Genomic DNA, 21,506 nt, shown 5'->3' on the forward strand with positions numbered 1-21,506 from the left:
CTGAACCTCTCTTGCTTGACGTATATGCGGTGCTTGCCGACGGCTACGTTACCGTACCGGCCGGCCGCCTCCGCTACTTCACGTCGGTCAGCTCCACGTAGAAGATGAGGTCTCCGACAGCATCCCCCTGGCCTTGGACGTAGGCCATTTCGGTGGGGATGGACAGCATGACTTTGGTGCCTTCTTTGAGGCCGGTCAGGCCCTTGGTCCAGCCTTCGATCACGCCATCAAGAGGGAACTCGGTGGCTTCCCCGCGGGAGTAGCTGGAGTCGAACTCCTTGCCCTCGGACCAGTTCCATCCGGCGTAATTGGCCTTCACGGTACTTTTTTCCGTGGCCCGCTTACCGTCGCCTTCCTTAATCACCTTGACGATGAGGTCGTCCGGAGCGTCGTTGCCTTCAGGAATCTTGACCGAGGGAACGCCTTTTTTGTCGAGTGTGACCTCAGGCAGCTTTCCGGCCTTGTCCAGTTCGGCGACTTCGGCTGAATCGGCCTTGACGGCCTTGTCCCGGACGTCCTGCACGGTCAGGAACAGAAGTTGCGGGTGCTGCGCGGGTGCAGAGGAGTCGGTGGCTTCCGGCGGTTGGACATAGTAGGCGATCTCGCTGCCGGGGTTGGAGCCGAGCAGGGCGTTGTACAACGCCGGGTCAGCCGTTTTGAATCCCTCGCTCAGCTCGACCGTCTGGTCTACCGGGCCGGAGTACGTCTCGCCCAACTGCTCGCCGGAGACGGCGTCCTTTGCCAGCAGACGGTACCGGATCCACTGGCCGTCGGCAGCGCCGTCGCCCTTGCCTTCGGTGATGACTTCGGCAGTTGACTCCGGCAGTTCCAGCGGCGCGGAGAAGTCCACTGTGGGCGCGGCGCCCTCGGCACCGGACTTCACGGTAATGTCGTCCAGGCTGTCCGAGCCGGAATCGCCGCCGCCGCTGCACGCGGTCAGGAGCAATGCTGCGGGCAGGAGGATGGAGAGTATTTTGCGCACAATCGACTTTCTTATCGTGGAACATGTGGGCTTGCAGGACATTCTCGCAGAGAAATCTGAAGAACTGCTTGGAACCGGAACCACCGGCAGGTCACAGGGTAGCGAGAAGGGCCTCCACCCGCGGGTCCTCGCTCTTGAACGGATCCTTGCACAGGATCGTCTGTTGCGAGCGGTCGTTGAGCTTCAGATGGACCCAGTCCACCGTGAAATCGCGGCCGTTCTCCCGGGCAGCCCGGACAAAGTCGCCGCGTAGCTTGGCACGGGTGGTCTGCGGCGGATGGTCCATCGCGTTCTTGACTTCCTGTTCCTCGACCACTTTGGCCACCTCGCCGCGTGCCTGCAACAGGTGGTACAGGCCGCGCTTGGCCGAGATGTCGTGGTAGGTCAGGTCCACTTGCGCGATGCGCGGCGCATCCAGGTCGATGGACTCGCGTTCCATAATCCGGTTGATCAGCCGTTTCTTGATCGCCCAGTCAATCTCCCGCTCGATCCCGCTGTGGTCTCCGGACTCAACCGCCGCCAACGTGCGCTCCCACAAATCCAGAATGCGTCCCACATGCGGGTTGTGCGCCCCGTGGGCTTCCACGAACTCCCGCGCTTTGGACAAGTATTCCTGCTGCATTGCCAGCGCAGACATCTCCCGCCCGCTGGCCAGCTTCAGCGGTTTGCGTCCGGTCAGGTCGTGGGAGATGTCGCGGATGCTGCGGATCGGGTTTTCCAGACGCAGATCGCGCATGATCAGTCCGGCTTCGACCATCCGCAGCAGTAGATCCACAGACCCGACCTTGAGCATGGTGGTGGCTTCGGACATATTGGAGTCGCCGTTGATGACATGCAGCCGCCGGTAGTACTCGGCATCTGCGTGCGGTTCGTCCCGGGTGTTGATGATCGGGCGCGAACGCGTGGTGGCCGACGAGACGCCCTCCCAGATGTGGTCGGCCCGTTGCGAGAACGCGTAGATGGAGCCGTTTTGGGTCTTGAGCACCTTGCCGGCGCCCACCAGGATCTGCCGCGTCACCAGGAACGGGATCAGGATGTCGGCCAGCCGGGAGAACTCGAGTTTTCGCGGGATCAAGTAGTTCTCGTGGCTGCCGTAGGAGTTCCCGGCAGAGTCGGTGTTGTTCTTGAACAGATAGACCCTCCCGCCGAAGCCCTCGCGGGCCAAGCGTTCCTGGGCCTCGTTCATCAGGTCTTCGAGGATCAATTCGCCGGCCCGGTCGTGCGCCACCAGTTGGGCGACGTCGTCGCATTCGGCGGTGGCATACTCAGGGTGGGAGCCCACGTCCAGATAGAGCCGGGACCCGTTGGTCAGGAAGACGTTGGAGGACCTACCCCACGTGACCACCCTGCGGAAGAGGTAGCGGGCCACCTCTTCGGGCGAGAGCGGGCGCGAGTCTGGCGCCGAATAGGAAATGCCGAACTCGGTCTCGATCCCGAAGATCCGTCGGTCCATGACTAGCCGTCCATTCCCTCGCCCAAGATCTCGGTCAGTTCAGCGGTCGCCAGTCGGCGAAAGGCACGCTGGCTCCCCCGGCTGGACAGCGGGTCGCGGTCCAGCACAGCAACTTCCAGCCCCTCCGGACGCAGTTCTTTAGCCGGTCCCGCATCCTGCTGGCCGGTCCTGCCGGACAAGGCGGCCACCGCGGCCCGTATCGCCCCGGCGTAGTCCCGGCCGTCTGCCCAGTCCCCGCGGAGTGCCTCGCCAACGGCTTCGGCATCGCCGCCCATCACCACGAACCGGCGTTCGTCGGCGATGGATCCGTCGAACGTGAGTCGGAACAGCCGGTCCTCGGCCGGTGTATCGCCGACTTCGGCGACCGCAAGCTCCACTTCAAACGGCTTGGTATCGGCGGTAAAGACCGCACCCAGGCTTTGTGCGTAGACGCTGGCCAGGCCGCGGCCGGTCACGTCCTCCCGGTCGTAGGAGTAGCCACGCACATCCGCGTAGCGCACGCCTGCTTGGCGCAGGCTCTCGAACTCGTTGTACTTGCCGACGGCGGCGAAGGCGATGCGGTCGTAAATCTCGCCGATCTTGTGCAGCGACGGCGAGGGGTTTTCGGCAACCAGCGCGATCCCGTCCAAGCAGCTGAGCACCACCACCGAACGGCCGCGGGCGATGCCTTTCCGGGCAAAGTCCGCCCGGTCCTTCATTAATTGCTCGGGCGATACGTAGAACTGCTGGGTCATGCCTAGGCCTCCCGTCCGACGACGGCCCGCCCGGCGATCACGGCTTCGGACGTCACGGCGAGTTCCCGCTCCGGGATGCGGCGCGCGCCGGCAGCGTTGACGGTGTAGACGACCGGCCATACTTGCCGGACGGCATCCGGGCCCCCGGTGGCCGAGTCGTCGTCGGCCGCGTCGTACAGGGCTTCGATGGCAACCCGAACAGCAGCTGCCTCCTCAAGATTGGGCTGCCAGAGCTTCTTCAGCGCGCCGCGGGCGAAGACCGAGCCCGACCCGACGCTGTGGTGCTCTTGCTCCTCGTAGCGCCCGCCGGTCACGTCGTAGGAAAACAGGCGGCCCACCCGGCGCTCCGCATCGAAGCCGGCAAACAACGGAATGACTGCCAGACCCTGCATTGCCATCGGCAGATTGGACCGGATCATCGCGCCCAGCCGGTTCGCTTTGCCCTCAAGGCTCAGCAGCGTGCCTTCGATCTTCTCGTAATGCTCCAGTTCCACTTGGAAGAGCCGGGTGATGTCGAGGGCAATGCCGGCCGTGCCGGCGATGCCCAGCACCGAATAGGAATCGGCCGGAAAGACCTTTTCGATGTGCCGGCTGGCGATCATGTTTCCCATCGTTGCCCGGCGGTCGCCGGCCATCAACACCCCGCCGGCGAACGTCATGGAGACGATCGTCGTGGCATGGGGCACTATCGCCGCGGCGCCAGCGGGCAGTTGCTGGACTCCGCGGGCAGCCGGCAGCAGGTCCGGAGCCGTGCGTGCCAGATACTCGCTGAAGGACGCGGTAGCTGAATGGGAAATCTGGGCGAAAACAGAGCCCGGACCGCCTGCCGGCATGTTCATCAATTACTGGCCGCCCTTCTGCACGAAACCGCGCACGAATTCTTCCGCATTCTGTTCCAGCACACCGTCGATCTCGTCCAGCAGATCATCGGTGCCTTCGGTCTCGGCCTGTGCGGCAGGTGCGGCGGCAGGCTCAGGTGTGGGCTCGTCGTCGTACGCTTCGTCTTCGCGGCGGGAGTCCACGTTCTTGCGGTCCTGGGTTGCCATGATGACCTCCTTATGGTGTGACGGTCGACTGTGTCCTCATGCTTATGTTGCCACGTGGGGCTCGGTGCTGGGCCCCAACAAGGCCGTAATAAATTCCTCCGCAGATGAGGCCTCCTCGAAAAGCTTGCCGGTCAGCTCGCGGCTGCCCCGCAGCGGTTCCCGGGTCGGGATCCGCTGCAGCCGGCGCCGGTCGGGAAGGTCGAAAATCACCGAATCCCAGCTTGCGCCGACCACCTCCTGTGGGAAATGTTGAATGCATTTTCCGCGGAAGTAGGCCCGGGTATCTTCCGGCGGTTGGTTCACGGCGGTGTTGATCTGCTCGTCGGAGAGCAGCCGCTGCATCCGGCCGCGTGCGGCCAGCCGGTGGTGGAGTCCTTTTTCCGGCCGGACGTCGGCGTACTGCAGGTCGATCAGCCCCAGCCGCGGGTCGCCCCACTCCAGGCCGTCCCGGTCCCGGTAGGCCTGCAGCAGCTTCAGTTTGGCCACCCAGTCCAACTGGTTCGCGGCTTCCAGCGGGTCGCGCCGCAAAATGTCCAGCACCGAGGCCCAGCGCTGGAGCACCTCTGCCGTCTGGCCGCTATCGGTACCGTGCCGCGTGCAATGCTCCACAGCCGCCTGCAGATAGATTTCCTGCAGGTCCAGGCCGGTGACCATGCTGCCGTCGCTGAGCGCGACTTTCTGCTGCAGTGACGGGTCGTGGCTGACCGCCTGCAGCGCCTGCACCGGGTCTGCCAGCTGCACGTCCGGGGCTTCACCATGTTCAATCATGGACAGCACCACGGCCGTGGTTCCCATCTTCAGGAAAATCGAGACTTCGCTCAGGTTCGCGTCGCCAATGATCACGTGCAGCCGGCGGTACTTGTCGGCCACCGAGTGTGGTTCGTCGCGGGTGTTGATGATGGGCCGGCGGATGGTTGTCTCCAGCCCCACCTCCGCCTCGAAGAAGTCCGCGCGCTGGCTGATTTGATACCCCGGTGTGCGGCCATTGGTGCCCAGCCCCACCCGACCGGCCCCGCACACGACCTGCCGGGACACGAAGAACGGGACCAGCCCGGTCACAATCTGGTTGAACGGCAGGCTGCGCGGCATCAAGTAGTTCTCATGCGCTCCGTAGGAGACCGACTTGTTGTCCGTGTTGTTCTTGTACAAGTTCACCGGGGAGAACCCCGGCGTCGCGGCGATCCTGCGCAAGGCGGACAGCACGACGACGTCGCCGGCCTTGTCCCAGCGCACCGCGTCCAACGGGTTGGTCACCTCGGGCGAGGAGTATTCCGGGTGCGCGTGGTCCACGTAGAGCCGGGCGCCGTTGCTGAGCACCATGTTCATCAGCACGCCGGAGGCCTCGTCGGTGTAGAAGTCGTTGGCTGCCGCCCGCCCGCCGGCCAGTGCGATCTGTTCGGCATCCAAGATTGGCGGCACGTCTGTCAACTGCGACGGGTCGGCCGCCTCGCGCGAGAGGTCGAAGCCTCGCGCATCGTGCAGCGGCTCCTCGTCGGTATAGTCCCAGCGGGTGCCGGCCAGATTGCCCAGGCCCTTGCGCATGGTTGCCGCGTAGGCGTTGATCACCTGCGAGGAGAGCACTGTGGAGTTGGCCAGCGGTTCGCCCGGAGCATGGATGCCATACTCCGTCTCCGATCCCATCACCCGGTAGACGCTCACAGGTACTGCCCCGTGTTCGGCATCGTTTCGATGGACTTGCCGGCCTCCTGCCCGGCCTTGCCCTGCACGATGGTGCGGATGTAGGTGATGCGTTCGCCCTTTTTGCCCGAAATCCGGGCCCAGTCATCGGGGTTCGTGGTGTTCGGCAAGTCTTCATGCTCACGGAACTCGTCCACCACTGCACGCATCAGATGTTCGATCCGCAGGCCCTTCTGCCGGCTGGTCAGCAGGTCCTTGATGGCATTCTTCTTGGCCCGGTCCACGACGTTCTGGATGACGGCGCCGGAATTGAAGTCCTTGAAGTAGAGCATCTCGGTGTCGCCGCTGGCATAGGTGACTTCCAGGTACTCATTCGACTTGTCCGTGGAGTACATTTCCTCGACCGTGCGCTGGATCATCGCCTCGATCGTGGCCTTGCGGTCCTGGCCATGCTCGGCCAGATCTTCCGCGTGGATGGGAAGGTTGGTGGTGAGGTACTTGGTGAAGATGTCCGCGGCGGCCTCGGCATCGGGACGATGGATTTTGATCTTCACGTCCAACCGTCCGGGGCGGAGGATGGCCGGGTCGATCATGTCCTCGCGGTTGGAGGCGCCGATGACGATCACGTTCTCCAGCTTTTCCACGCCGTCAATCTCGGAGAGCAGTTGCGGCACAATCGTTGTTTCGACGTCGGAGGAAACACCGGTACCGCGGGTCCGGAAGAGCGAATCCATTTCATCGAAGAACACCACCACCGGGCTGCCGTCGGAAGCCTTCTCGCGGGCCCGGGCGAAGATCAGCCGGATATGGCGCTCGGTCTCGCCCACATATTTGTCCAGCAGCTCCGGTCCCTTGATGTTCAGGAAGTAGCTGCGGGTGTCCGTGCCGTTGCGTTCAATCGCCTTAGCGGCAAGTGAGTTGGCCACGGCCTTGGCGATCAGCGTTTTGCCGCAGCCGGGAGGACCGTAGAGCAGGATGCCCTTCGGCGCCTTCAGCCCGTGCTCGCGGTACAGGTCGGGATGCAGGAAAGGCAGTTCGACGGCGTCGCGGATCTGGTCAATCTGCGGCCCCAGTCCGCCGATGTCTTCGTACGAGATGTCCGGCACCTCTTCGAGGATCAGGTTCTCCACTTCGCTGCGCGGGATCTTCTCGAGCGCGTAGCCGCTGCGGGCGTCGATGGAGACGGCATCGCCGACACGGAGCCGCTCGGACAGCAGGGCGCCGGACAGTTTGACCACCCGTTCTTCGTCTGCCCTTCCCACCACGAGGATGCGGTGGCCGTCGAGCATTTCCTTGATCGTGACCAGCTCGCCGGAACGCTCGAAGCCGAGCGCCGCGATGACCGTCAGCGATTCGTTGAGCAGGACTTCCTGCCCGGGCCCGAGCTGGTCCATGTCGACCAAGGGGCTAACCGCCACGCGGAGCTTGCGGCCGGACTGCACAATGTCCACACTCTCCTGCACCAACGCGGCGTTGCTGATGCCCGGACGCGGCTTCTGCGCCATGTGGACGTCGGTGATGGTGGCAAAGCTGAAAGGTGTTTCGCCGTCGCGTTCAAGGGCAGACTTGAGCCGCACGATCTCCGTTTTGGCGGCCTCAAGCGTGGCGACCAAACGGGAATTGTTCTGCGTGGCTGCAGCGAGTTGCTTGTCCAAATGGCGCAGTTTGTCGCGCAGGACGTTGATTTGGCGCTGCGCAACTGTCAGAGCGTCGCGCTGTTCGTCCTGTTGTTCAGCCGGTGCCGGTTCATTGTTCTGGTTCTGGTTGTCCTTCATCACCGCGACCCGCTTCCTTGAATCGGTTCCTTCACTAGACCCTAACGGGCCCCTGAGCCGCCTGCACGTGTCTACGAAAAGAAACGCCGAATCGAGACATGGAATTCCAACGGCTGTCACGGAAGAGACCGTTGCGTGTTGTCGGATCATTACGCGGCATAACGAAACTGCGGCCGCGTTGGTGCCCGGTACTTTGAGGATGATGTCCGGTGCGGCGAGGATGGTGCACATGACGGCGTGGCCGCACCCGGCTCCCGGGTGCGGCCACGCAAGCTCGACCACTGCCCGGCCAAAGGCTTTAAACGCTCGCTGACCGGCTAAATCTGCCCGGCTAGTCGGTCTCGGGGTTGACGTCCTTGAACGCGCCACGCTGGACCGTTGAAGCGGCGTCTTTGGCAACCCGGCGTAGCCGCTTGTCTGAAACGGTCCGCTCCCCCAGCGCCTCGGCGTTCCAGTCCTCCTCATTGCCGGTCCACACCTGAACGTCTTCGGCGGCGAACTCGGTCTTGGACGGGCGGCGCTTGGGCGTCAATCCGGTTACGCCGCTGGCCAATCGCCGGGCAGTGAGCAGGAACCCGGTGTGCGCCACCATCCGGTGGTCCGGACGCACTGCCAGGCCCTCCAGATGCCAGCCCCGGACCATGGATTCCCATCCTTCGGGCTCGGTGAACCGGCCGTCCTCCCGGATGGCTTCGGCCGTGCGGGACAACTGGGTGACGGTGGCAACATAATTGATCCACACTCCGCCCGGGGCCAGCACGGTGGCCACGGCGTCCAGGCATTCCCACGGCGCCAACATGTCCAGCACCACGCGGTCCACGCTGCCGGGTTCCTCGGCCTTGACCACTTCATCCTGGAAGTCGCCCAGCGAGATCTGCCACGCAGGGTGCGGTCCACCGAAGAACGTTTCCACATTGCCGCGGGCGACGTCGGCGAATTCTTCGCGGCGTTCGAACGAATGCAGCCGTCCGGAGTCGCCGACGGCACGCAGCAAGGAAATGCTCAGTGCACCGGAGCCGACACCGGCTTCCACCACCCGGGCACCTGGGAAGATGTCCGCCATGGTGACAATCTGCGCAGCGTCCTTCGGATAAACGACGGCGGCACCACGCGGCATGGACAGCACGAAGTCGGACAGCAGCGGGCGCAGCGCCTGGTACCGGTGGCCCACGGTGTTGGCCACCACGGTGCCTTCTTCACGGCCGATGACGTCGTCGTGCGGCAGGAACCCCTTGTGCGTATGGAAGGCACCCCCTGGTGTGAGGGTGATGGTGTTCATCCGGCCCTTTTCATCCGTCAGCTGGACCCGTTCGCCGGGCCGGAGCGGTCCGCGTCGCTGGTCGGCGCCGTGCGGGCTGGTGGAGGAGCTCATGCGTGAATCACTTCCGGTTGTTGTTGCGGGGCCGCGGCAGTACCAGCCGCCCGATTTTGTCGATTGTATTCCGACCGGCTGCGCCAGCTGCCGGTGCGAGCCGAGGGGAAGGTCAGAGCCGGCCCGATTTGCCTGTAATGGCGCGGACCACGGTGCTTTGCTGCAGCACCCCGGTGACGCGGCCGCCGTCGTCGATCACCGCGTATTCGCTGCCGGCCAGCCGGGCCAGATACTGCACCAGTTCCTGCCCGGCGGCCACCTCCGGGACATAGGCACCCGGTGCCAACGCCCGGGACACGGCTGCGGCCGGGGTCTGTGGAGCGGCCGCGGGCGGTACCTGGCTCAGCGCACCCCGGTCCACCACTGCTTCGGGCTGGCCGGTGGCGGCCGTGAGCACCACGCTGAGCCCGGGTTCGCGCTCCAGAAGTTGCTGGACCTGGGCGACCATGGCGGTGGCCGGCAGCGACGTCGCCGGAAGTTTCAGCTGACCGGCGCTGACAGACGGCAGGCGCAGCCGCATCCGGGCGTGCTCGATGGCCGAGCTGGCACCCATCCACAGGAACCCACAGACCAGCACCATGAGCACCACCATTTGCAGGTCGGGTGTTCCGCCCCGCAGCAAGGGGATGCCGATCACGCCGACCACCAGGAGGACAACGATGACGCGGCCGGCCCAGCCTGCCGCCACGGTGCCTTTTTCCTGGCTGCCGGTCAGTTTCCAGACCGCGGTCTCCACCAGCCGCCCACCGTCCAACGGCAGCCCGGGCAGGATATTGAAAACCGCCACCAGGAAGTTCGCCAAAATAAAGATATCGGTCAACAGGAACGGAATCGGCTCGCCGCGGAACAGCGGCAGGACCAGGGAACCCAAGCCAGCCAGTGCAAAGTTGGCTACCGGTCCGGACAACGCCACCATCAAGGACTTGCCCGGCGTCGCGTTGAAGTTATCGAACTGGGTGTGGCCACCCCAGAGGTTGAGCACGATCTTGGCCGTTGGCCAACGGAAGGCCCGTGCGGTCAGGGCGTGGGCGAGCTCGTGGACCAGCACGGAGAACAGCAGCAGTAGCGCATAGCCGAAGGCCACCCCGTAGGCGCCGACGCCGAGTTCCGGCATCAAGCGCTGAACTTGGGGCCCGAAGATCAGCACGATGAATGCGGCGATAACAAACCAGGACCAGGCGAGCAGAACCGGCACGCCGAACATCCGGCCCAGCGGAATCCCTTCGCTGCGTTGCTTTTCCTCCGGCGGCCGCGGTGTCTGCGTGCTCATACTCCTGCTTCCTGGGAAGCAGGCAACAGGAGCCGCTCCACGTCCATAACGCCCTTACCGGCCAGGCTGTCCCACTGCGGACGCCCGGGTGCCGGCGGAACCGGCACCACATGCGGAATAGCCACCGTGACGAGGCCGGCGGCTTCGGCCGATGCGACTCCGGGAACAGAGTCTTCCAGCGCCACTACGTACCGCTTGTCTGCGCCGGGCTCCTGGTCGCTGAGCCAGTCAAAGGCACGCTGGTACGGCTCCGGGTGCGGCTTGCCCTGGCTGACCATGTCGCCCGTAACCAGGTACCGGAAACTGCCGTTGGGCAGCGCACGCACCACCTCGGTGGCCAACTTCGTCTCACTCATCGTCACCAGCACGGTGGGAATGCGCGCTTCAACCAGTTCCGCGAGCAACTCCCGGGCCCCGGGCCTCCACGGAATGCGTTGTCGGACTCGTTCGGTCACGGCGTCGATCAGCCGGTCGATGATCTCGCGAATGCTGAGCTCGACGCCTGCCTGCTGCAGCACCGCGGCCGATGTCTCCAGCGCGTTGCCCACGAGCGTCAAACCCAGTTCGTCGCTCCAGACACCGCCAAACGAGGCGACAAGTTCTGATTCGGCTTCGATCCAATACGGTTCGGTATCGACGAGCGTTCCGTCCATATCCCAGAACACCGCCTGCAGGCCTGGCTGGAGTGCGCCGGACGCAGCGGCGGAAGGGTCAAGTGCGGGCATGGCACCAGTCTACGGGCCCCGCCGGCCCTGCCGCGGCCGGGCATGGGCAGCGGAATACTGCCGCTATGCTTTGCGCGAATCGCAAAGGGGCTCACTGACAAGCCGTGTCCGGAGGATTAGGGTGAAACCGTGAGTACTCAGGACAGTGGCGATCTGCCTACGGACGGACCCGGCGAGAAGCACGGCCTGCATCTGCTGTTCCCGCAGGCCAAGCCCGGCGAGGCGGGGCGGCGTTATACCGTGATGCTGGCTGCGTTTGAAGGCTGGAACGATGCCGGAGAGGCCGCCACGGATGCGGTCAAGTACCTCAGCCGGCTGTGGGACAGCCACAAGGTGGCCACCGTGGACCCGGATCTTTACTACGATTTTCAGTTCACCAGACCGGTAGTCCACCGCACCGGATCAGGCGAACGCCGGATCAAATGGCCGACGACGAAGCTCACCCGCACCAGCGTTCCCGACGCCCCGATCGACATCATCTTTGTCCACGGCGTGGAGCCGTCCTACCGCTGGCGTGCCTACACCGCTGAGCTTTTGGCGCACGCCGAGGAGCTGGGAGTGGACTGCATCATCCTGGTGGGTGCGCTTCTGGCCGACGTCCCGCACTCGCGGCCCATTCCCGTGACCGTGACCAGCGACGACGACGACGTCCGGCGCGCCTTAAACACCGAATCCAGCCAGTACGAAGGTCCCACCGGAATCGTCGGTGTGCTGGCCGACGTTGCCTCGCTTGCCGGTATCCCGACCATGTCCGTCTGGGCCGCGGTGCCGCACTACGTGGGCCAGTCGCCCTCGCCCAAGGCGGAACTCGCGCTGCTGCACCGGCTGGAAGACATCCTCCAGGTGCCGCTGGAAGTATCCGTGCTCAGCGAAGAGGCCGAAGCCTGGGAGCGCGGCGTCGACGAACTGGCCACCGAGGACCCCGAGGTCGCCGCCTATGTGCGGCAGCTTGAGGAGGCCAAGGACACGGCAGAGCTGCCGGAGGCCACCGGCGAGTCCATCGCCCGCGAATTCGAGCGCTACCTCAAGAAGCGCCGCAAAGAGTAGCTAGTCGGCCTGAGGCCGGAAAAGCACGCCGCTTAGACACCTCGCTCGGCGATGCGCGGCTTAGCTGTTCCGGCCTCCGGCTCGGCGGCCCTTGGCTTACAGCCGGATGCCCAGGAGCGCGTCGAGCAGGGCGGCAAACTGTTCAGCGCCGTCCTGCGGCTGCCCGTTGGCCTGCGCGCGGGAGTGCTCGGCGAAGCCGTCGACTTCGGCCAGTGCAGCGGGGGCATTGAGGTCGTTGGACAGCGCGCGTCGGACCTGCTGCGCGAGCTCGGGAACCTGGTCCGCCTGTACATACTGGGCGGCGCCGCGCCAGGCAGCCAGCCGCGCGTTAGCCTGTTGAAGCAGTTCCTCGGTCCAGAACCAGTCGCTGCGGTAATGCTGGCCCAACAGGACGGTGCGGATGGCAGCAGGCTCCACGCCTTCCTCGCGCAGCGCCGAAACCAGCACCAAGTTGCCCTTGGACTTGCTCATCTTTTCGCCGTCGAGGCCCACCATGCCGGCGTGCACGAAGTGCTTCGCCAGCGGCTTGCCGGCCAGCGCGTAGGCATGGCCGGCGCTCATTTCGTGGTGGGGGAAACTCAGGTCCGAGCCGCCGGCCTGTACGTCGAAGGTCTCCGGCAGGAATTTGCGGGCAATCACCGAACACTCAATGTGCCAGCCGGGCCGGCCATCGCCCAGCGAGGCACCCGGCCACTCGGGCTCGCCGTCGCGGGCCACGCGCCACAGCAGCGCGTCCAGCGGGTGCTTCTTGCCCGGCCGCTCCGGGTCTCCACCGCGCTCGGCAAACAGCGGCAGCATTTGCTCTTCGGTCAAGCGGGAGGTGGCACCGTTGTGCCAGCCAGGGCCGGCGGCGGCCACCGAGTCGAAGTAGACATCGCCGTCGGGCTCGCCGTAGGCGCCGGGCACCCGGTAAGCCAGGCCGCGGGCCAACAGGTCCTCCACGGCCGGCACAATCCATTCGATGGCTTCCACCGCACCCACGTACTGCTCGGGCGGGATCACGTTGAGTTCTTCCATGTCCGTGCGGAACAGCTCGGTCTGGTCCTTCGCCAGAATCTGCCAGTCCACGCCGGTGGCGTGGGCGCGTTCCAGCAGCGGATCGTCGATGTCCGTCACGTTCTGAACGTAATTCACCGTGCGGCCGGCATCGCGCCAGTAGCGGTTGAGCAGGTCGAACGCCACGTAGGTCGCGGCATGGCCCATGTGGGTGGCGTCGTACGGGGTGATGCCGCAGACGTACAGGCTTCCGGTGGCAGACGGCTCAAGCGCTACCAGCGACCCCACCGAGGTGTCGTGGATGGTCAGTTCGTCTTTGCCGCCCGGGATTTCGGGTACGGCATGGGCATTCCAACCAAGCACTCTTGAGTTTCCTTCCAATGAGGTGGACCGGGCGCAGAGGCGGCGGTCCCGCCGTCGTACATTTCAAGCTCCTAACGTTTAAGGACGCAGGAGCCGGATAAATTCCCGCTTTGTCAGGCGTTGATGATCCCAAAGCCCAGCAGCACGAATAACAGTGTGCCGAGGCCGATCCGGTACCAAACAAACAGGCGGTAGCTGCGGGTGGACACGTACTTCAGGAACCAGCCGATGATCACGAAACCCACGCCGAACGCGACCACCGTGGCCAGCGCGGTCTCGCCCAGGCCGTACGGTCCCGGTTCTCCAAAGCTCTTGGCCAACTGGTACAAGCCGGAGGCGAAGACCGCCGGAATGGCCAGCAGGAAAGAATAACGGGCCGCCGCGCCGCGTGTATAGCCCATCAGCAGGCCGGCGGTAATGGTGCCGCCGGAACGCGAGACGCCCGGAATCAGGGCCAGCGCCTGCGCCAGTCCGTACAGGATGCCGTGCTTGTAGGTCAGTTTGTCCAGTGTGCGGGTCTGGCTGCCGATGGAGTCCGCGATGGCCAGGAACAGGCCGAAGACAATCAACATGGTGGCCACAATCCAGAGGCTCCGGAAGGTGGATTCAATGTGATCTTGGAACAGCAGTCCGAGCACGGCGATGGGGATCGAGCCGATGATGACCAGCCAGCCCATCCGGGCGTCCGGGTCGTTGCGCGGCACCTTGCCGGTCAGCGAGCCGAACCAGGCCTTGATGATGTTGACGATGTCGCGCCAGAAATAAACGACGACGGCGGTTTCCGTGCCCAGCTGGGTGATGGCGGTGAAGGCGGCCCCCGGATCGGCGGCACCCGGCAGGAGTTCCCCCACGATGCGCAGGTGCGCGCTGGACGAGATCGGGAGGAATTCTGTCAGCCCCTGCACGAGCCCCAAGACGATTGCTTCTAGCCAATTCACACACTCGACCCTATGGCACACGGGCCCCGGAAACGGAACCAGACACAGCCCTGCGGGTGAAGTTCCGCCCGGGGTATGAGGACGGATCCGCCTGCCACGGGCGGGCAGAACCGCGGGCGCGGCGTCGGCGGGCCGCTGCCAAGAGCACGGCACCGCAGGCCATAAGCTGGCTGTATGGAGCACAAGCGCTTGGGTAACAGCGGGCTGAAGGTCCCGCAGCTGTCGCTGGGAACGATGACCTGGGGCGAGGAGACGGACGAGGAGGGCGCCGGTGCCATGCTGCGCGCCTATCTGGACGCCGGCGGCACCTTGCTGGACACCGCCGCGCCCTACGCCGAGGGCCGCAGCGAAGCAATGCTTGGCGCGTTCCTGGGCGAGCTGGTCCCCCGGCAGGAAGTGCTGGTGGTCTCCAAGGCCGGCGTGACCCGCAGCGAGGGCCGGCGCGAGGTGGACACTTCCCGCGGTGCCATGCTCCGCAGCCTGGACGCCAGCCTGGCCCGGCTGGGTACCGACTACCTGGACCTCTGGCTGGTGCATCTCTGGGACGATGCCTCGGCGCCGCTGGACGAGACCCTGTCCGCGCTGGAACATGCCGTTTCCTCCGGCCGTGCGCGCTATGTGGGCGTGTCCAACTATTCCGGCTGGCAGCTGGCCCGGGCGGTCTCGGTCAGTCCGGTACCGCTGGTCGCAGTGCAGAACGAGTACTCGCTGCTGCAGCGCCGGCCGGAACATGAAGTGATCCCGGCGGCCACCGCGCTGGGCCCCGGGCTGATGGCCTGGTCGCCGCTGGGACGCGGCGTCCTGACCGGCAAATACCGCACCGGCACGCCGGCCGATTCCCGCGCCGCCTCCGAACAGCATGCGCATTTCGTGGAACCGTACCTGGCCGGCCGGCCGGCCAGGATCGTGGATGCGCTGGCCACGGCGGCCCGCGGCCTGGACGTCCAGCCGCTGGACCTGGCGCTGAACTGGGTGCTGCAACGGCCCGCCGTGGGCACCGCCGTGGTGGGACCGCGGACGCCGGCGCAACTGGACCAGATTCTCAAGGCTCCGCTGGACGCCTTGCCTGCCGAGATCGCCCACGTGCTGGACGAAATTTCCGCACCCTGAGCCGGTTCAGGGCTGGTCCCGGCGCCCGCTGAGGGCGCGCTCGTGCAGGCAACCTGATCCGGGCCGATCCGGCCTACTTTTCTTCGATTTCCAGATCGTCGTCGAACGGATCCACAACCTCGTCCGGGTCGTCCATGTCTTCGTCATCCGACTCGTCGTAAATGACCAGCGGCGTCACTTCGCCGTAAGCATCGTAGAGCGCGTCCTCGTACGTCTCGAAGGATTCCATAATGGACGAGAACGCAGCTTCCACGGCAGGATCGTCTTCACCCCGGCGGCTCGAAGCGGCGGCCAGATGTTCCTGCAGCGCGGAAACCAGTGACTCGAGTGCGACACGCGGATCAATGCTCATGGTGTAGACGTTAGCCGCAATGTGGAGAATAAGTGAAGAGAACAGGAGGGCAATGAGAGAACAATTTCTGGGTGCCGCTGTCACCCGCGAACGCGACTACGCCCGGCAGTACGAATACCTGGTCCTCACCGTCAATAAGGACGAATCCATCGGGGAAGCACGCCGGGTCTTGACCGACCACGCCGAGTACGGCAAGTGGGACTTGGTGCGCACCCGGCTGTATCTGGGCGGCAGCCGCAAGTACTGGCTGCGCCGCAGAGTGCTCAGGGTCGAACGCACCGCCTGACCCCGGCCAGGCGGTGCGCCGCACTGCAGGACCCGCCCGGGTCAGTCGTCCAACGGCCCCAGCCAGGCGGTGGCAATGGTGCTGTGCGCCGACTCGTCGTCCGAGGGATGGTACAGCCCGGCCAACACGTCGCGGTACAGCCGCTCGAGCTCCCGGCCGCGGAAGTATCCCCCGCCGCCGGAGACGCGGACGGCCTTCTCCACCACGTCCTTGGCGGTTTCGGTGGCCCTGATTTTGATGCCGGCAAGTTTGGCGAACCAGAGCGAGCCGTGGTCGGTTAACGTATCCACGTCGCGGGCGATGGTCGCCAACTGCGGGTACAGCCCGTCCATCGCGAGTGCGGCAGCGGCCACCCGCCAGCGGATGTCCGGATCCTGCGCGTAGCTCTTGCCCGTTTTCAAAGAACGACGGCGGTGCACGGCTTCCACAGCCAGGTCCAGGGCGCGGGTGCCGATCCCCGCATACACGGACGAGAGCAGGATTTCGAAGCACGCGAAGATGCCGAAGATCAGCGCATCCGGGTTGGGGCCTACCGGCAGCTTCCGGAAGATCCGGTCCGGCGCCGCAACCGCGCCTTCCAGTACGGTGCTGTTGGACTGGCTGGCGCGCATCCCCAAGGTGTTCCAGTCGTCCTTGATCCGGTAGCCCGGCTTGTCGCGGTCGATGAACGCCCACACCAGCTGCGGCTCCACGCCGGAGTCGTCCCGGCCAAAGATCCCCAGCCGGGTCCATGCCGGCGAGAGGCTGGTGAAAACCTTCGTCCCGGTGAACTCATAGCCGCCGTCTGCGCGCGGGGCCGCCACCGTCCGCGAGTCGAACAGGACCTGATCGTTGCCTGCTTCGGAAACGCCGAAGCCGAAGACTTCGCCCCTGCCGGCCTCGGTCAGCACGTAGTCCAGGCTGTTATCGCCGCGGGCTTTCAGCACGCGGGCAACGCCGGTCCACACCAAGTGCATGTTGACTGCCAGCGCAGTGGCCGGAGCCGCGCCGGCCAGCCGCATCTGTGCCCTGACCGCCTCCTCCAACGAGTAGCCCAGGCCGCCCTGTTCTTCCGGCACAAACATTCTCAGGTAGCCTGCCTCCACCAGATCGGCGAAGTCCTCGTGGAAGAAGCTGTTCGCCTCGTCGTAGCCTGCGGCCCGTCCACGCATGGTTTCCAGCAGGGCGTCCGGGAGCAGTTCTTCAACACTGGCGGGCATGCCGGTGGTCCTTTCGTCGTACAAACAAAAATCAGTAGGTAAAAATCAGTAGGTGGTGAGCAGTCGCTGCAGCACACGGGTGCCGAACTTCAGCGATTCCACCGGCACCCGTTCATCCACCCCGTGGAACATGCCGGTGAAGTCCAGATCTTCCGGCAGGCGCAGCGGTGCAAAGCCGTAGCCGGTAATGCCCAGCCGGGCCAACGACTTATTGTCGGTGCCGCCGGAGAGCGTGTAGGGAAGCACCACCGCGTCCGGGTCCTCGAACGTCAGCGAGTCCACCATGGCGTCCACCAGATTGCCGGCAAACGGTACCTCCAGCGACCTGTCCTGGTGCACGTAGCTCACCTCCACGTCCGGACCGGCGAGTTCGCGGATGGTGGCCAGCACCAGCTCTTCCTGGCCGGGCAGCGTCCTGGCGTCGATCCGTGCCTCGGCAAGGCCGGGAATCACGTTCTCTTTGTAGCCGGCCTTGAGCACGGTGGGGTTCGAGGTGTTCTGCAGGGTGGCGCCCACAAAGCGGGCCACCGTCCCCAGCTCTTTGAGCAGAATCTCGGGGTTGTCCGGATCAAACTCGACGCCGGTCAGCTCGGTGACGCCGTCCAAGAACTGCCGGGTGGTATCCGTCAACTCGATGGGCCACTGATGTGATCCGATTCTCGCCACGGCGGCGGCCAACGTCGTGACCGCATTGTCGGTATTGATCTGCGAACCGTGGCCCGCACGGCCGGCGACGGCGAGGCGGAGCCAGGCAATGCCCTTCTCCGCGGTCTGCAGCAGGTAGGCCCGCCGGCCGCCGATGGTGGCCGAAAAGCCGCCCACTTCCGAGATGGCCTCGGTGGCGCCGTCGAAAAGCTCCGGCCGGTTCTCCACCGCCCAGCGCGCACCGTAGGTGCCGCCGGCCTCTTCATCGGCGAAGAACGCGAAGATAATGTCCCGGCGGGGCTGGATGCCGCTGCGGGACATATGCCTCGCCACCGAGAGGATCATCGCGTCCATGTCCTTCATGTCGACGGCTCCCCGGCCCCAGATCAGTCCGTCCCGTTCCTCTCCGCTGAACGGATCAACTTGCCAGTCGGCGGCCTGCGCCGGCACCACATCAAGGTGGCCGTGCACCACCAGAGCCGGTGCCGAGGGGTCTGACCCGGCCATCCGCGTAACGACGGAAGCGCGGCGCGGCGCGGACTCGAACACTTCGGTGGCCAGCCCGGCTTCTTCCAACAGGCCCGCCGTATACTCGGCAGCCTGCCGCTCCCCCGGGCCCTCGTTGCCGCCGTAGTTGGAGGTGTCGATTCGGATCAATTCCTGGCAGATTCGGACCACTTCATCGTGCGGGTTCGGTACGGTCATGAAGGCTCCCCTCGAAGTCGATGTCTGTCCCAGCCTATCCAGCAGCGGCGTCAGAGGCAGCAGCAGCGCCGCACTGCGCCTCTGCAACGTCCACACCGGCCCCCTGCGCGTTGCCGACGCCGCCGGCAGGCAGCGCGCCCGATTCAACACTTCCGGCAAAACATGTTAGAGTTTTTCTCGCTGCTTTCGACGGAATCAGTGCGCCCGAGGGCCTCTGATCATCCAGCGAAAAGTCCACCTGCGCGGGTGGCGGAATGGTAGACGCGCTAGCTTGAGGTGCTAGTCCTCTTATTGAGGGTGAGGGTTCGAGTCCCTTCCTGCGCACAAAGAAAGCCCCGGGATCCCGGGGCTTTTTTATGTCCGCGCACTCCCCGCCAGGCTGCGGCGGGTGCGCAACTTAGAGGGATGGCACCTGCCCCTGGTCGATGTTCGACAGTTCGGTGCACAGCATGGCCACAGCCTGCTGGACGATGTCACTGTGATCGCCCGCCGCTGCAGCCCGTGTCCGGCACACCACCTCCTCGGTGTCAATGCCGGCAGCACGCACTGCCCTCAGCGGAGCAAGGATGGCGGCCCGACGCAGCCAGGGGTCCGGCTCCCGGGCCCAGCGATCCAGGATGGACTCGGCCCGCGCACGGGACTGGTCCGTCAGCCCGTTGATCAACGGGCCCACGACGTCGACCGCGAGCGGATCCACCAGCGCCGCGGTGCGTGCGTCGCGCAGAAAACCTTCAATCCGGGTCAGGTCGGAGTTCCGCAAGAGCCGCTGATTCGATTGCAGCAGCACAACAGCAGCCAACCGCAGTTCGAAGACCGGTCGTTTCCACAATTTGGAACTGAGCGCTGTGACCTGATCATGTGACAGAGGCCGGAACTTCCGGCCCGCATCGCGAACCGTGCCCCGCACCGCACCGACGGACGCACCGTAGTAGCGCAGGCCGGCGCCCGAATCCTTTTCCGCCCGCGCCCGTTCCTCAGTGGCCTCACGCTGCAAGGTGAAGTCGATGAACTCAGCCGCCTCACTCATCTGAAGAGTCTTTCGTTCACCGCCGGTGCTGTCGAGTCAGCTTTCCTGCGGCGCCCGGTGGCCGTTGCCGGACTCTTCCTGCTCGGTGTAGGTCCGCAGGAGGTGCTTGGCACCATCGGCCGCCGGGCCCTCTTGCTCCAGCGCCTGCTCCATGGTTTCGGCCTTGTCGCGGCCGGCAGGGAACGGCGGGAGCAGCGGCACATCGGGATCGGCCACCACTTCGATCAGATAGGGCCGGTCGGCTGCCAGCGCCTCGTCCCAGGCTGCAGCGAGCTGTTCGGGATCCTCGACCCGTTTCGCCTGCAGCCCCAGCAGGCGTGCATAACCCGCGTAGTCGAAATCAGGCAGCGCCTGGCTGTCTGCGAAGCGCGGTTCGGACTCCATCTCGCGCTGTTCCCAGGTTACTTCAGCCAGTTCCCTGTTGTTCAAGACGCACACGGCAAAACGCGGGTCCAGCCACTGCTTCCAGAGCCGGCTGACGGTGATCAGTTCCGCCAGACCGCTCATCTGCATCGCCCCGTCGCCACTGAGCACCACGAGGGGCCGCTCCGGGGCCGCGAGTTTGGCGGCTATGCCGTAGGGCAGCGAACAGCCCATGCTCGCCAGGGTGCTGGACAGATGTGCCTGGGTACCGGGCGGGAGTCGGAGTTGCCGGGCATACCAGTAAACAGAACTGCCCACATCGACGGCGAGCCAGCCGTCGCGCGGAAACTTTTTGCTGAGCTCGAAAGCCACCCGCTCCGGGTTGACCGGCCGCGCCGGTGTCATCGCCCGCTTTCGCGTCAGCTCGCGCGACTCCCGGACCCAGCCTTCCACCTGCTCCCGCCACGCGGTGGACGCGCGGTCCCGCAGCAACGGCAGCAGCGCCTCCAGGGTGGTGGCCGAGTCGCCGGTGAGTGCGGCTTCGACCGGATAGCGGTTGCCAATGGCCCCGGAATCGTTGTCGATCTGTACTGCCCGTGTAGCCCCGGGCGGCGGATAGAACTCCGTCCACGGGTCATTGGAGCCAACAATCAGCAAGGTGTCGCAGTTCCCCAGCAGGTGGCCGCTGGCACCGGTGCCCAAGTGGCCCATGGTCCCGACCGCGAAGGGCAGCGACTCATCCACATACGGTTTACCCAGCAGGCTGGTGGTGATGCCGGCGCCGAGTTTCTCTGCGACTGCCACCACCAGTTCGCCGGCGTCGCGGGCCCCTTGCCCCACCAGCAGGGCCACCCGTTCCCCGGCATTGAGTACGTCGGCGGCAGCGCGCAGGTCCTCAGGACGCGGCACCACATTTCCTGGCCGCCACACTGGCGCGGTAGCCACGACGCCGTGCGTGTGCTCAAGCTCGGGAACGGGCTGCTTCTGGATATCGTGCGGAATGATCACGACGGCGGGGCCGCGGCCTGCCAGAGCCGCTTTAAAGGCCCGGTCCAAGACCAGCGGAACCTGCTCCGCGCTGCTGACTTGCTGCCGGAAGAGGGCGACGTCCTTGGTGAGCGTAGACAGGTCAACTTCCTGCATGTACCCCGAACCGAGCACAGTGCGCGCCTGCTGTCCGACAATCGCCACCACCGGGACGCTGTCCAACGCGGCGTCGTAGAGTCCGTTGAGCAAGTGCACTGCCCCGGGTCCCTGCGTGGAGGTGACGACACCCACGCCGCCCGTGTACTTGGCGTGGCCCACTGCCATGAAGGCAGCGTTTTCCTCATGCCTGGCTTGGACGAATTCCACGGTGCCGGCCCGCCGCAGCGCGCCCATGAAGGTGTTGATGCCGTCTCCGCTGTAACCGAAGATGCGGGGCACCTGCCACGCTTGGAGCCGTTCCACCATGAGGTCTGCGACCAGCCGCTGGGACATG

General features: G+C 65.3%; 20 protein-coding genes and 1 tRNA gene. 4 read left to right on the plus strand and 17 right to left on the minus strand.

What is annotated here, in order from left to right; all coding sequences use genetic code 11:
- Positions 1-73: 73 nt before the first annotated feature.
- From AC5RW2_RS04815 to AC5RW2_RS04860, 10 genes are all read right to left on the minus strand, one after another.
- Positions 74-982, minus strand: a complete 909-nt coding sequence (locus AC5RW2_RS04815) for an FKBP-type peptidyl-prolyl cis-trans isomerase (protein ID WP_493962065.1) — start codon at positions 980-982, stop codon at positions 74-76.
- Positions 983-1,073: 91 nt separating this feature from the next.
- Positions 1,074-2,435: a Pup--protein ligase gene (pafA, locus tag AC5RW2_RS04820; RefSeq protein ID WP_493950490.1), complete on the minus strand. Its 1,362-nt coding sequence runs from the start codon at positions 2,433-2,435 to the stop codon at positions 1,074-1,076.
- Positions 2,436-2,437: 2 nt separating this feature from the next.
- Positions 2,438-3,169 (minus strand): proteasome subunit alpha, encoded by a 732-nt coding sequence (prcA, locus tag AC5RW2_RS04825; RefSeq protein ID WP_493950489.1) that lies wholly within the window; start codon positions 3,167-3,169, stop codon positions 2,438-2,440.
- Between the two features lie 2 nt (positions 3,170-3,171).
- Positions 3,172-4,008 carry a proteasome subunit beta gene (gene prcB, locus AC5RW2_RS04830; protein ID WP_493962064.1) on the minus strand — a complete coding sequence of 279 codons (837 nt, stop codon included), beginning with the start codon at positions 4,006-4,008 and terminating at the stop codon, positions 3,172-3,174.
- A 3-nt stretch (positions 4,009-4,011) separates the two neighbouring features.
- Complete coding sequence (locus tag AC5RW2_RS04835; RefSeq protein ID WP_414959812.1) at positions 4,012-4,215, minus strand: ubiquitin-like protein Pup; 204 nt, start codon at positions 4,213-4,215, stop codon at positions 4,012-4,014.
- A gap of 42 nt (positions 4,216-4,257) precedes the next feature.
- Positions 4,258-5,856: a depupylase/deamidase Dop gene (dop, locus tag AC5RW2_RS04840; RefSeq protein ID WP_493962289.1), complete on the minus strand. Its 1,599-nt coding sequence runs from the start codon at positions 5,854-5,856 to the stop codon at positions 4,258-4,260.
- Between the two features lie 14 nt (positions 5,857-5,870).
- The gene (gene arc / locus AC5RW2_RS04845) at positions 5,871-7,628 is read right to left on the minus strand and encodes a proteasome ATPase (protein WP_493962063.1); all 1,758 of its coding nucleotides are present in this window, start codon (positions 7,626-7,628) and stop codon (positions 5,871-5,873) included.
- A gap of 331 nt (positions 7,629-7,959) precedes the next feature.
- Positions 7,960-9,000 (minus strand): tRNA (adenine-N1)-methyltransferase, encoded by a 1,041-nt coding sequence (locus AC5RW2_RS04850; RefSeq protein WP_493950485.1) that lies wholly within the window; start codon positions 8,998-9,000, stop codon positions 7,960-7,962.
- Positions 9,001-9,112: 112 nt separating this feature from the next.
- Positions 9,113-10,270: a site-2 protease family protein gene (locus tag AC5RW2_RS04855; protein ID WP_493962062.1), complete on the minus strand. Its 1,158-nt coding sequence runs from the start codon at positions 10,268-10,270 to the stop codon at positions 9,113-9,115.
- The gene (locus AC5RW2_RS04860) at positions 10,267-10,995 is read right to left on the minus strand and encodes an HAD family hydrolase (protein WP_493962061.1); all 729 of its coding nucleotides are present in this window, start codon (positions 10,993-10,995) and stop codon (positions 10,267-10,269) included. Before AC5RW2_RS04860 ends, AC5RW2_RS04855 begins: the two co-directional genes overlap by 4 nt.
- A gap of 186 nt (positions 10,996-11,181) precedes the next feature.
- On the opposite strand from AC5RW2_RS04860, the gene AC5RW2_RS04865 reads away from it, so the two are divergent.
- Entirely contained in the window at positions 11,182-12,042 is an 861-nt protein-coding gene (locus AC5RW2_RS04865; RefSeq protein WP_493962288.1) for a PAC2 family protein, read from the plus strand.
- Positions 12,043-12,138: 96 nt separating this feature from the next.
- On the opposite strand, the gene mshC is transcribed toward AC5RW2_RS04865, so the two are convergent.
- On the minus strand, positions 12,139-13,401 hold the full coding sequence (mshC, locus tag AC5RW2_RS04870) for a cysteine--1-D-myo-inosityl 2-amino-2-deoxy-alpha-D-glucopyranoside ligase (RefSeq protein ID WP_493962060.1): 1,263 nt from the start codon (positions 13,399-13,401) through the stop codon (positions 12,139-12,141).
- 113 nt (positions 13,402-13,514) lie between these two features.
- Positions 13,515-14,339: an undecaprenyl-diphosphate phosphatase gene (locus AC5RW2_RS04875; RefSeq protein ID WP_493950481.1), complete on the minus strand. Its 825-nt coding sequence runs from the start codon at positions 14,337-14,339 to the stop codon at positions 13,515-13,517.
- 174 nt (positions 14,340-14,513) lie between these two features.
- Between AC5RW2_RS04875 and AC5RW2_RS04880 the strand changes: the two genes are divergently transcribed.
- Positions 14,514-15,449 (plus strand): aldo/keto reductase, encoded by a 936-nt coding sequence (locus tag AC5RW2_RS04880; RefSeq protein WP_493950480.1) that lies wholly within the window; start codon positions 14,514-14,516, stop codon positions 15,447-15,449.
- 73 nt (positions 15,450-15,522) lie between these two features.
- On the opposite strand, the gene AC5RW2_RS04885 is transcribed toward AC5RW2_RS04880, so the two are convergent.
- Positions 15,523-15,801: a hypothetical protein gene (locus tag AC5RW2_RS04885; RefSeq protein ID WP_493943090.1), complete on the minus strand. Its 279-nt coding sequence runs from the start codon at positions 15,799-15,801 to the stop codon at positions 15,523-15,525.
- A gap of 52 nt (positions 15,802-15,853) precedes the next feature.
- Between AC5RW2_RS04885 and AC5RW2_RS04890 the strand changes: the two genes are divergently transcribed.
- On the plus strand, positions 15,854-16,087 hold the full coding sequence (locus AC5RW2_RS04890; protein ID WP_414959822.1) for a DUF5703 family protein: 234 nt from the start codon (positions 15,854-15,856) through the stop codon (positions 16,085-16,087).
- A 41-nt stretch (positions 16,088-16,128) separates the two neighbouring features.
- Here AC5RW2_RS04890 and AC5RW2_RS04895 read toward each other — a convergent pair whose 3' ends face one another.
- Together AC5RW2_RS04895 and AC5RW2_RS04900 are read right to left on the minus strand one after the other, a co-directional pair.
- Positions 16,129-17,286, minus strand: a complete 1,158-nt coding sequence (locus AC5RW2_RS04895) for an acyl-CoA dehydrogenase family protein (RefSeq protein WP_493962059.1) — start codon at positions 17,284-17,286, stop codon at positions 16,129-16,131.
- Positions 17,287-17,331: 45 nt separating this feature from the next.
- Complete coding sequence (locus tag AC5RW2_RS04900) at positions 17,332-18,636, minus strand: M20/M25/M40 family metallo-hydrolase (RefSeq protein WP_493962058.1); 1,305 nt, start codon at positions 18,634-18,636, stop codon at positions 17,332-17,334.
- 240 nt (positions 18,637-18,876) lie between these two features.
- On the opposite strand from AC5RW2_RS04900, the gene AC5RW2_RS04905 reads away from it, so the two are divergent.
- Positions 18,877-18,960, plus strand: a tRNA-Leu gene (locus AC5RW2_RS04905).
- Positions 18,961-19,033: 73 nt separating this feature from the next.
- On the opposite strand, the gene AC5RW2_RS04910 is transcribed toward AC5RW2_RS04905, so the two are convergent.
- Positions 19,034-19,663: a DNA alkylation repair protein gene (locus tag AC5RW2_RS04910; protein ID WP_493962057.1), complete on the minus strand. Its 630-nt coding sequence runs from the start codon at positions 19,661-19,663 to the stop codon at positions 19,034-19,036.
- 36 nt (positions 19,664-19,699) lie between these two features.
- The gene (locus tag AC5RW2_RS04915; RefSeq protein ID WP_493962287.1) at positions 19,700-21,505 is read right to left on the minus strand and encodes a thiamine pyrophosphate-requiring protein; all 1,806 of its coding nucleotides are present in this window, start codon (positions 21,503-21,505) and stop codon (positions 19,700-19,702) included.
- Position 21,506 lies beyond the last annotated feature (1 nt).

Source organism: Arthrobacter sp. B0316-1-20 (genome assembly GCF_059091865.1).